Genomic DNA, 11,226 nt, shown 5'->3' with positions numbered 1-11,226 from the left:
CGCCAGGAGGAAGGGCGCAGCCCTTCCTCCTGGACCTCCATCCCAGTCTTTCAATAGTTTTTCTGGGTCATGGCCGAGGAAAAGATTGATGACCGACATCACGGATATGGTGGAAAAAGTGTGTCTCCGGGCGCGCCGGGGCGCTCGTGAGCTGGTGCGGAGTTCTGGAGCGGCGCGGAACCAGGCTTTGACGAAAATGGCCGATGCCCTTCTGGCCCAAAGTGTTGTACTGCAAAAGCAAAATCAATTGGACCTGGAACAGGCGGAAAAAAACGGCCTCGGCGCTGCCCTGATCGACCGGTTGCGGCTGACCGATGTGCGCATACGCGAGATGGCCGAGGGTCTGCTTCAGGTGGTGGCTTTGCCCGATCCGGTGGGGGAGATCACCGAGATCCGTACCCGGCCCAATGGGATGCGGGTCGGGCGGATGCGTATGCCTTTGGGGGTGATCGGTATCATTTACGAATCCCGCCCCAACGTGACCGCCGACGCCGCCGGGTTGTGCGTCAAATCCGGCAATGCCGTCATCCTGCGGGGCGGTTCCGAGGCATTTCACTCCAATCGGGCCATCGCCGCCTGCCTGGCCCAGGGTCTGGAAGATACCGGGTTGCCGGGTGATGCGGTCTGCTTTATCGATACCGTCGACCGGGCAGCGGTCGGGGCGCTGCTGCAAAGTGACCGGCATGTGGACGTGATCATTCCCCGGGGGGGCAAGGGGTTGATATCCCGCGTCATGGCCGAGTCTCACATCCCGGTCATCAAACACCTGGACGGCATTTGCCACGTCTTTGTGGATCGATCGGCGGATCTGGCCATGGCCCAGGAGGTGGTCTTCAACAGTAAAATGCAGCGGACTGGTGTGTGTAATGCGGCGGAAACTCTCCTGGTCCATGCCGGCATCGTTGCCGATTTTCTGCCCGCCATGGCGAAACGCCTGACCGCCGCTGGCTGCGAACTGCGTGGCTGCCCGGAGACCCAAAGAGTTCTTGCCGGGGTGGCCCCCGTCACGCCGGCCACCGAGCTGGATTGGGATACCGAACATTTGGCAGCCATCTTTTCCGTGCGGGTGGTCTCCGGCATGGATATGGCCCTGGAACATATCGAACGCCACTCCTCCCGCCATACCGAGGCCATCCTGACCCGCGACCATCCCCGGGCCATGCGCTTTTTGCAGGAGGTGGACTCTTCGGCGGTCATGGTGAATGCCTCCACGCGCTTCAACGACGGTTTTCAGTTCGGTCTGGGAGCGGAAATGGGCATATCCACCGACAAGTTGCATGTCCGGGGGCCGGTGGGGTTGGAAGGTTTGACCAGTTTGAAATATATCGTTCTGGGAGACGGCCAACTGCGCCCATGACACCCCGTATCGGCATCATGGGTGGCGCGTTCAATCCACCCCACTTTGGTCATCTGCGTTCGGCGTTGGAGGTGCGGGAGGTTTTGCAGTTGGAACAGGTGTTGTTTCTCCCCTCCGGTCTGCATCCCTTCAAACGGGATGATCGATTGGCGGCGGTGCATCATCGCGTCGCGATGACCCGACTGGCCATCGCCGATGAGCCCGGGTTCGCTCTGTGCACCCTGGAAGCGGATCAGCAACGCACGGCCTACACCACCGAGACTCTGGCATCCCTGGCCAGCAGGCATTCCGGCAGGGAGCTGGTTTTTTTGTTTGGGGCGGATTTGCTGGCCGAGATGCACTTGTGGAAGGATTGGGAGCAGTTGATCCGGCTGGCGCATCTCTGCCTCCTGGTGCGGCCCGGGTACCAGGGAACCTGGGAAGGCACTCGGGCCGGGCAGTACTTTGCGACGGCGCGGGTCGAGCGGGCCGGAGAGATGCACCGATCAGCAAACGGCTACAGCTTTCTGGTGCAGCCCATCACTATGTTGGAAATCAGCTCGACGGATCTGCGGGCCCGTCAGCGGATGGGGCGATCCTTGCGCTATTTGACGCCACAGAAGGTTGTGGCCTACATTCATCGCCACGATCTCTACATGTGTTGACAGAAAGGCGGTATCCCACGCCGGATTCTGTCAAAATGTGTTTGGGTACATTGGGATCCTGCTCCAGCTTGCGACGCAGGTTGGACATGTAGACGCGCAGATAGTGGGTATTGCCGACATGGTTTGGTCCCCACACATCGCGTAACAGGGTACGGTGGGTCAAGACCCGTCCCGCATGGGCAATCAATTGGGTGAGCAGGCGATATTCTATGGAGGTCAAGTGGACGGTTTCGCCACACCGGGTCACCAGGCGTTGGACCAGATCGACCTCCACCTCCCCAAAGCGAACGGTCTGAGGCTGATCGACCGAGGCGCAGGCGGCCCGCCGCAGCAGGGCGCGCACCCGGGCCAGCAACTCCGGGATGCCAAACGGTTTGGTCAGATAATCATCCGCCCCGGCGTCCAGGGCTCTGATCTTGTCGGACTCCTGGGTGCGGGCCGAAAGGATCAGGATCGGCAGGTTGGACCAGGAACGGAGATCCTGAATGAGTTCGACGCCATCCATGTCCGGCAGGCCCAGATCCAGGATCACCAGGTCGGGGCGACGGGTTCCAATCTCCATCAGGCCGCGCCTTCCCGTTTCCGCTTCCACCACCCCGTGCTGTTCCCCCTCCAGGGCAGAACGGACAAAGCGGCGGATTTGCGGCTCATCTTCGATGAATACGATCGTGATCTGGGTGGATGATGGGGTGGTCATTACATCTCTTCCGGCATGGGCGGAGGTGTTCCCGTCGGGAAACGAAGGATGAAGTGGGCCCCCCCTTCCGGGTGGTTTTCCGCATACACGCTGCCTCCGTGCGCCTCGATGATGGAACGGACGATGGCCAGGCCCAGGCCGAAGCCGGCTGTCTTCGACTCCATTCTACCACGAGTAAATTTCTCGAACACCTTTTGTTCCATGCCAGGGGGCAGACCAGGTCCGTTGTCGCGCAAGGAAATGGTGACAAAGTCTCCATCCGGATGTGCCGAGATGGTGATGAGGCTTCCCGCCGGGGTGTGTTTGGCGGCATTTTCCAGCAGGTTGTTGAAGACCCGTTCCATGAGGGCCACGTCCATTTCCAACAGGGGCAGATTGGCCGGCAGGTCGATGTGAACCGTATGGCGTGCGAGCAGGGGCAGGCAATGCCGCATGGCCAGACCGATCATCTCTTCCAGGGTTTGCCATCCCCGGTTCAGGACGATGTGCCCCAACTGCATGCGGGCCATGTCCAGAAGATTGTTGACCATGTCCACCGTGCGGGCCACCTCCTCCCGGATGGTTTGCACCAGGCTGATATGGGGCTCGGACAGGGAGGGAGATGCCATATACAGCGCGTCGGTCAGTCCGGTGATCACGGTCAACGGGGTGCGCAGGTCATGGGAAATGGCCGACAACAGGGCGTTGCGCAGCCGTTCCGACTCCATGTCCACCTGGGCATTGCGGGCCAGGGTTCCATCATGGATCCGCTCCAGGGCGATGGCCATCAGGGCGGCGCTCGTATCCAGCAGTTGTTGTTGTTCAGGGGTTATGTCCCAACTGGCCTCGTCCGGCAGCAGCGCCAGGAGGCCGCACGGGCGCGTCTGGGCCTTGAGCGGGATGTAGAGGGCCTTGGCCGAGGGCAAGGTATCGGTGCCCACACCGGCAGGTCGGCCATGGTCATGGCTCCACTGGGCGATGCTCACATCGACGGCAGGAGAGACGCTGGCCCCACCGACGGGCTGCAACTGACCGGCATGGTCGGGGATGAATACGACGACGGTTGCCCGGAAAGCGCGCTTGATGAAGCGAAGGCAAATAGGGGTCATATCCTCTACACTCAGGGCGCTGGAAAGCTCCTTGGACATGACGTAGAGGGCCCGGATGCGCTGTTCGCGTTTTGTGGCCGATGCAGCCTGAAACCGCAACCCTGCCGTGAGTTGCCCCACGACCAGGGCCACGGTCAGCATGACCGCAAACGTGACCAGGTATTGGGCATCGTGGACCGCAAATGTGAAACGTGGCGGTACGAAGAAAATATCGAAAGCGGCCACGGAGAGAAAGGCGGCCAGAACCGCAGCGCCACGCCCCAGGCGCAAGGCGGTGAAGACGACCACCAACAGATAGATCATGGCGATGTTGGTCAGATCGAGTCGATCATACAAGGGTGTGCAGCACGCCGTGACCAGGGCGACGATCAGCCAGGTCAATAGAAAATGCTGCCAGTCCATCAACTTCCGTGGCTTGATGAAGCGGGGGGGCGAGACAGTTTCCGTGGTGTCATCTTCACGGGCGATCTGAAGAAGTTCCAGGTCCGGGGCGAGGCGGCCAAGTTTTTCGGCAAAACTGCGCTGCCAGGGTAAACGGCGATAGCGGTCTCGTCCCACCAGCACAATGCCCAGATTGTATTCCCGGGCATAGCCAGCGGCGACGGCGACAGGATCCGTCCCCGCAAGGGAGGCCGTCTCTCCACCCATCTCCCGGGCCAGTTTCAGGATGGCCAGAATCCGTGTCCGGGCCGCATCCGGCAGGTTGTGCATGGCAGGGGTTTCGATGGCAATGGCATGCCAGGGTGCGCCGGTCTGGTTGGCGCGCCGGGCGGCCCGGCGCACCAGTTTTTCGCTGTCCGGTCCCGGTCCCACGCAAACCAGCACCGACTCGCGCGTTGGCCACACCGTGGCAACCGATTTTTCCCGTCGCCAGGCACGCACGTCACCATCCACCCTATCGGCGGTACGTCGCAGGGCCAATTCCCGCAGGGCGAGCAGGTTCCCCTTGCGAAAAAAATGGTCCAGGGCCCTTTCCGCCTGATCGGGCATGTAGACCTTGCCCTCCCGCAGACGTTGCAGCAACTCCTCGGGAGGCAGGTCCACCAGGACGATCTCGTCCGCCTTGTCGATGACGTGGTCGGGAACCCGTTCCCAGACCCGGATGCCACTGATGCCGCTGACCACGTCGTTGAGGCTTTCGATGTGTTGGACGTTGACCGTGGTGAAAACGTTGATGCCGGACGCGATCAGTTCCTCGATATCCTGCCAACGTTTGGGATGTCGGGATCCCTGCGCGTTGGTGTGGGCCAGTTCGTCGACCAGAAGCAACCCGGGCTTGCGCTGCAACGCGGCATCCAGATCGAACTCCTCAAGCAGGTGTCCCTTGTAGGCGATCTTGCGGCGCGGCAAGATTTCGATGTGTTGCAGCAGCAGCGCGGTTTCGCTGCGGCCATGGGTCTCCACCACCCCGGCCACCACCTCTGTACCCTGATCCTGGAGGGCCCGTGCGGCGCTCAACATGGCGTAGGTCTTGCCTACACCGGGAGAGGCGCCGAAGAATATTTTCAGCCTGCCGCGTTTTTCTTTCGTTGCCTTGGCTTCCAGTTGAGCCAAAAGATGATCGGGGTTGGGGCGGAGGTTCGGGTCGTGCATGTTACGGAATCGTGCATCTCACCGGGAGACACTGCCGATCATCCCGGCATGCAGCTTTATGCCGAGAGCCTTGATGACTTTCATTACCGTGGCAAATTCTGGATTGCCATCGGCAGAAAGCGCACGATAAAGCCCTTCACGGGAAATCCCGGTGTCACGCGCCAGTTGACTCATGCCGTGCGCACGGGCGATGACGCCCAGAGCATGCGTCGTCAGTGCGAAATCGCCATCCTCCAGGCATGCGTCCAGATAGAGCACCATGTCCTCTTCTGTCTTGAGAAATTCAGCGGTGTCGTAACGGGAAAATTCCTCGGTCATGGCTCAATCACTCCATTCTCTGGCAATTGCGATAGCGCGGGCAATGTCGGCATCTTGGGTGCTTTTGACACCACCGGCCAGAAGTACAACCGTCGCAAGTTCACGCCGTATGAAATACACCCGGTAGCCGGGACCATAATCAACTTGCAGTTCAAAAATACCACCACGAACGAACTTTGCATCTCCGAAGTTGCCAAGACCAATGAGGTCGATCCTGGCGTGAATGCGCATGGCTGCACGCCGATCCTTCAGCCCAGACAGCCAATTTCTGAATGTGGTACCCAGGATCATGTCAACCATGTCAAAAACGTAACCTGTAGGTTATAGCCCGTCAAGAGGAATCTACCGCGTGTCAGGGGCGGTTGCCGAGTTGATCGAGGGCCAGATTCAGGGCCAGGACGTTGACCCTGGCCTCGCCCAGAACGCCCAGGGTGCGCCCCTGGGTGTGGCGTTCGACCAGTTGACGCACCGTTTGTTCGGACAGGGAGCGCACCCGGGCCACCCTTGGCGCTTGCCAAAAGGCTGCCGCCGGGGAGATGTGGGGATCGAGTCCACTGCCTGATGCGGTGACCAACTCGACCGGTATGGGCTGCGTCTGGCGTGGGTCGCTTCTCCTCAGGGTTGCCATGCGTCCGGTCACGGCATCCTTCAGGGCCGGGTTGGTCGGTCCCAGGTTGGAACCACCGGAAGCGGCGGCGTTGTAGGGCATGGGCGTGGTGGCCGATGGCCGCCCCCAAAAATAACGTGGATCGGAAAAGGGTTGGCCGATCAAGGCGGAACCAACGACCTGACCTTGGGCATGCAACAGACTCCCCCGGGCGGCGGCGGGAAAAGCGAGCTGGGCCAGCGTGGTCACCAGGGCCGGATAGAAAAGACCGGTCAACAGGGTCATGACGAGCAGCATGAAGAGAGCGGGCCTGAATTCCTGAAGCATCATATCACCTCGGTGGCGTCAACGTGTCATAAGACGATATTGGGGCATGGCCTGACGAATTCTTGCCTCAAGTCAAGTGAAGAGCGACCAGGACCACGTCGATGATCTTGATGCCAATGAAAGGGACGATCAACCCGCCTGCCCCGTAGATCAACAAATTGCGTTGCAGCAGGGTGGCGGCGCCGATGGGCCGGTAGGTTATGCCCTTCAGAGCCAGGGGGATCAGGGCGATGATGATGAGGGCATTGAAGATCACCGCTGAAAGAATGGCCGAAGCCGGCGTGGCCAGGCCCATGATATTGAAGACGTTCAAGGCTGGATAGGTGGTCGCGAAGGCAGCCGGGATGATGGCAAAATATTTGGCTACGTCGTTGGCGATGGAAAAGGTGGTCAGGGCGCCACGGGTCATCAACATCTGTTTGCCGGTCTCCACGACCTCGATCAGCTTGGTGGGATTGGAGTCCAGGTCCACCATGTTGCCCGCCTCCTTGGCGGCCTGGGTGCCAGAGTTCATGGCCACGGCCACATCGGCCTGTGCCAGGGCCGGGGCGTCGTTGGTGCCGTCGCCGGTCATGGCGACCAGGCGACCCTCGGCCTGATATTGACGGATCAGTTTGAGTTTGGCCTCGGGGGTGGCTTCGGCAAGAAAGTCGTCGACCCCCGCCTCGGCAGCGATGGTCGCTGCCGTCAGGCGATTGTCGCCGGTGATCATGACTGTCTTGATGCCCATGTTGCGCAACTCGGCGAACCGTTCCCTGATGCCCCCTTTGACGATATCCTTGAGTTCCACCACGCCCAGAACCTGATACCCTTCGGCCACCACGAGGGGTGTCGATCCCCGCCGGGCGATCTCGTTCACGTCGGCCTGGATGGATGGCGGCCAGGCGCCGCCACCGGCGGTGACGTATCGACGCACAGCCTCGGCGGCGCCTTTGCGGATGGAGCGTCCCTGCCAGTCGATGCCGCTCATGCGGGTCTGGGCGGTGAAGTGGACAAAGGTGGCACCCTCGGCGCGGATATCGCGGCCACGCTGTTGCAGGAGCTCCTTGGCCAGGGAGACGATGGAACGCCCCTCCGGGGTTTCATCGGCCAGGGAGGCGAGAAGGGCTGCCTCGGCCAGATTCCTTGGGTCGCCACCGGTCAAGGGCACGAATACGGACGCTTGCCGGTTGCCCAGAGTGATCGTACCGGTTTTATCCAGCAACAGGACATCCACATCACCCGCTGCTTCCACCGCTTTGCCCGAGGTGGCCAGGACATTTTTTTCCATCATGCGGGTCATGCCGGCCACGCCGATGGCTGACAGCAAACCGCCAATGGTGGTGGGAATCAAACAGATGAGCAAGGCCACCAGTACCGTCACGCTCACCGGTGTACCGGCTTGCATCGCGTTGACGCCGTAGGTCGAAAAAGGGAGCAGGGTGGCCGTGACCAACAGAAAGATCAGGGTGAGCTTGACGAGCAGAATGGTCAGGGCGATCTCATTGGGGGTTTTTTGGCGCTTGGCGCCTTCCACCATGTTGATCATGCGATCCAGAAAGGTTTCACCCGGGTTGACGGTGATGCGAATCAGCAACTGGTCGGAGAGGATGCGCGTGCCTCCGGTGACGGCGGAAAAATCGCCGCCTGCTTCGCGAATCACTGGGGCCGACTCCCCGGTGATGGCCGACTCATCGACCGAGGCGATGCCATCGATCACTTCGCCATCGCCGGGGATGATCTCTCCCGCACTGACCTCAACGATATCGTTCTTGCGCAGGGATTCGGATGAGACCTTTGTCCACGAGGCGGCATCCTGGCGATCCGCCGATTTGAGTTTCTTGGCCCAGACTGTCTTGCGCAGTCCCTTGAGATCGGCGGCCTGGGCCTTGCCCCGTCCCTCCGCCATGGCCTCGGCAAAATTGGCGAAGAGCACCGTGAACCACAGCCACAAAGTGATGGCCAGAATAAACCCGGCAGGCTCCTCGCTTCGTCCTGACAGGGCCAGCGCAAAAAGCCCGGTGGTCAACAGGCTGCCCAGCCAGACGACGAAGATGACCGGATTGCGGATTTGATACTGTGGGGAGAGACGCTGGAATGATTCCGACAAGGCCTGCCTGAGAATGTCGGTATCCAAGAGAGAACGTTGTCGATTCATGGGTTTCTCCCCGCCTGAAGTTCATGGATCATGTGGACATGTTCGACGACTGGACCCAACGCCAATGCCGGCAGGAAGGTCAAAGCCCCTACGATGATGACCGTGCCGATCAGCAAGGCGATGAACAGAGGGGTGTGGGTGGGGAGGGTGCCGACCGAGGCCGGGATGGTTTTTTTGGCTGCCAGGGAACCGGCAATGGCCAGGACCGGTATGATGACCCAGAAGCGGGCAAACAGCATGGCCAGGCCCAATGATGTGTTGAAGAACGGGGTGTTGGCCGACAACCCGGCAAAGGCGCTGCCGTTGTTGTTCCCGGCTGACGAGAAGGCGTAGAGGATCTCCGTGAAGCCGTGGGTGCCCGGGTTGGCGATACCGGCGACACCCTCTGGCCTGACCACGGCGACAGCGGCGCCAAGCAGGGCCACCAGGCAGGGCACAAGAACGGCCACAGCCGACATCTTGACTTCAAAGGCCTCTATTTTTTTTCCCAAATATTCGGGGGTGCGTCCGATCATCAACCCGGCGACGAAAACGCCCACGAGGGCAAAGACGATCATGCCGTACAACCCGGAGCCCACACCGCCGAAAATCACCTCGCCCAGTTGCATCAACCACAGGGGGACCAATCCCCCCAGCGGGGTGAAGGAGTCGTGCATGGCGTTGACCGAGCCGTTGGAGGCTGCCGTGGTGACCGTGGCCCAGATGGCCGAGTTGACGATGCCGAACCGCACCTCCTTGCCCTCCATGTTGCCGCCGGGGGAGGCGTCCGAGGCGCGGGTCTCCAGGCCCAGGCGATCGAACAGGGGGTTCCCGGATTGTTCGGCCCACACGCAGATTGCCAGAAGGGCCACAAGGACAAGGGTCATGGCGGCCAGGAGGGCATGCCCTTGGCGCACATCGCCCACGAAGTGGCCGAAGGTGAAACAAAGAGCAGCTGGAATCAACAGAATGGCCAGCATCTCCAAAAAGTTGGAGAGAGGGGTGGGATTTTCCAGGGGATGGGCGGCGTTGGCGTTGAAAAATCCGCCACCGTTGGTTCCCAGCTGCTTGATGGCCACCTGGGAGGCGACCGGACCCAGGGCAATCGTTTGCTCCTGAGAGATTTTTTTCTCCGTCATGGGCTGTCCCCTGGCATCCTTGCGGGGTTGGCCGTCGGGGCCGTTGACGGGTTGGTCGAATTCAACTGCCTGGACGAGCTTGATGGTCTGGTAAGGAGAGAAGGTCTGAACGACCCCCTGACTGACCAAGAGCAGGGCCAGGATCAAGCTCAATGGCAACAGCACGTAGAGTGTGGAACGCACCATGTCCACCCAAAAATTGCCGACCCCCCCGGTCTCCTTGCGGCTGAAACCGCGCATCAGGGCGGCCAGCACCGCCATGCCCGTGGCCGCCGACATGAAATTCTGTACCGTCAGACCCATCATCTGGGTCAGATAGGAGAGGGTCGATTCTCCACCGTAACCCTGCCAGTTGGTGTTGGTCGCGAAACTGACGGCAGTATTGAAGGAGGAGTCCGGAGTGACAAGGGCCATGGCTTGTGGATTCAGGGGCAACCACACCTGAAGCCGTTGCAGCGCGTACACCGCAAGCAGGCCCAGCAGATTGAAGGCCAGGGCGGCATGGGCGTATCGGGTCCATGACATATCCTCTTCGTGGCGGATGCCACACAGGCGGTACAGGCCGCGTTCGATGGGAGAGAACCAACGCACGACGATGGGAACTTTTTCGCCATGGATCCGGGCCATGTACCAACCCAGCGGCCAGGCCAGCAGCAGCAGGAGGGACATGTAGAGGAAAATTTGCAGATATCCGTTCATGGTCATGGCGTGGAACCCCGCAGAAAACTGGATTGCTTCTCGCTCAATCCCATGCGATAGGCCTTGATGGGCTTTACGGATTCTGTATCGGGACAGGGGCATGCTTTGCACCCGGATGGTGTATCCTGGTCCATGGGGTGCGCAAGGTCGTGTGTTGCCCCCGACGGGTGTTCCCGGGTTGGGATCGTGAGCCAGGAGAGCATGGTGAACAGGAACAGACTCATGCCAAGCCCCATACCGAACAGGTGCCGCTTCATGAAAATTTCTCCGGCATGAACAAAGCCACAACCAGATAGGCAAAGAGGGCTGCCACTACCAGAAGGCTGATCAGATGAATCCATGTCATGATGGTCTCCGCAACCGTTCAAACAACGCAACGAGCATGGCCGACAGGATGAAAAAGCCGACGACAAGTCCGAGATGGAACAAATCACTCATGATGGCTCCTCATGCAGGGGGAGTGGCATGTCGTTCATGATGGAGGAGGAAAGATCAAAATGGGCAATAATGTTGGGCCGCTGTCATCAATAAAACGTCAAGAGGCGGGGGACAGTGCCTGGAAAATCGGTTAGAGTCTCAACTTTCGCAGTTCGCGGAACGGCCTGACGGCCTGATTTCCGCCAAAAATCCCGAGCGAGGCC

At 60.4% G+C, this 11,226-nt stretch carries 11 protein-coding genes; 2 read left to right on the top strand and 9 right to left on the bottom strand.

Annotated elements, in window-relative coordinates; translation table 11 throughout:
* Window positions 1–88: 88 nt before the first annotated feature.
* Window positions 89–1,357, top strand: coding sequence for a glutamate-5-semialdehyde dehydrogenase (locus HQL63_05510; GenBank protein MBF0176291.1), 1,269 nt, complete (start codon window positions 89–91; stop codon window positions 1,355–1,357).
* Window positions 1,354–2,001, top strand: a complete 648-nt coding sequence (gene nadD, locus HQL63_05505; protein MBF0176290.1) for a nicotinate (nicotinamide) nucleotide adenylyltransferase — start codon at window positions 1,354–1,356, stop codon at window positions 1,999–2,001. Before HQL63_05510 ends, nadD begins: the two co-directional genes overlap by 4 nt.
* On the opposite strand, the gene kdpE is transcribed toward nadD, so the two are convergent.
* The 9 genes from kdpE to kdpF form a co-directional block, all read right to left on the bottom strand.
* Window positions 1,892–2,698, bottom strand: a complete 807-nt coding sequence (gene kdpE, locus HQL63_05500; GenBank protein ID MBF0176289.1) for a two-component system response regulator KdpE — start codon at window positions 2,696–2,698, stop codon at window positions 1,892–1,894. The genes nadD and kdpE overlap by 110 nt on opposite strands.
* Window positions 2,698–5,379 carry a DUF4118 domain-containing protein gene (locus HQL63_05495; GenBank protein MBF0176288.1) on the bottom strand — a complete coding sequence of 894 codons (2,682 nt, stop codon included), beginning with the start codon at window positions 5,377–5,379 and terminating at the stop codon, window positions 2,698–2,700. The genes kdpE and HQL63_05495 overlap by 1 nt, the downstream gene beginning before the upstream one ends.
* A gap of 18 nt (window positions 5,380–5,397) precedes the next feature.
* Window positions 5,398–5,697 (bottom strand): putative addiction module antidote protein, encoded by a 300-nt coding sequence (locus HQL63_05490; protein MBF0176287.1) that lies wholly within the window; start codon window positions 5,695–5,697, stop codon window positions 5,398–5,400.
* Between the two features lie 3 nt (window positions 5,698–5,700).
* Window positions 5,701–5,997, bottom strand: coding sequence for a type II toxin-antitoxin system RelE/ParE family toxin (locus HQL63_05485; protein ID MBF0176286.1), 297 nt, complete (start codon window positions 5,995–5,997; stop codon window positions 5,701–5,703).
* Between the two features lie 52 nt (window positions 5,998–6,049).
* On the bottom strand, window positions 6,050–6,631 hold the full coding sequence (kdpC, locus tag HQL63_05480; GenBank protein MBF0176285.1) for a potassium-transporting ATPase subunit KdpC: 582 nt from the start codon (window positions 6,629–6,631) through the stop codon (window positions 6,050–6,052).
* A gap of 67 nt (window positions 6,632–6,698) precedes the next feature.
* The gene (kdpB, locus tag HQL63_05475; GenBank protein ID MBF0176284.1) at window positions 6,699–8,768 is read right to left on the bottom strand and encodes a potassium-transporting ATPase subunit KdpB; all 2,070 of its coding nucleotides are present in this window, start codon (window positions 8,766–8,768) and stop codon (window positions 6,699–6,701) included.
* Window positions 8,765–10,591, bottom strand: a complete 1,827-nt coding sequence (kdpA, locus tag HQL63_05470; protein ID MBF0176283.1) for a potassium-transporting ATPase subunit KdpA — start codon at window positions 10,589–10,591, stop codon at window positions 8,765–8,767. The genes kdpB and kdpA overlap by 4 nt, the downstream gene beginning before the upstream one ends.
* Window positions 10,588–10,842 carry a hypothetical protein gene (locus tag HQL63_05465; protein ID MBF0176282.1) on the bottom strand — a complete coding sequence of 85 codons (255 nt, stop codon included), beginning with the start codon at window positions 10,840–10,842 and terminating at the stop codon, window positions 10,588–10,590. The genes kdpA and HQL63_05465 overlap by 4 nt, the downstream gene beginning before the upstream one ends.
* Window positions 10,839–10,931, bottom strand: a complete 93-nt coding sequence (gene kdpF, locus HQL63_05460; GenBank protein ID MBF0176281.1) for a K(+)-transporting ATPase subunit F — start codon at window positions 10,929–10,931, stop codon at window positions 10,839–10,841. Before kdpF ends, HQL63_05465 begins: the two co-directional genes overlap by 4 nt.
* Window positions 10,932–11,226: the final 295 nt, after the last annotated feature.

The organism is Magnetococcales bacterium (genome assembly GCA_015231175.1).
In the GTDB taxonomy this organism is placed as follows: domain Bacteria; phylum Pseudomonadota; class Magnetococcia; order Magnetococcales; family DC0425bin3; genus HA3dbin3.
The sequence above is the reverse complement of the archived record's forward strand: the minus strand, read 5'-3'. Positions and strand labels throughout refer to the sequence as shown.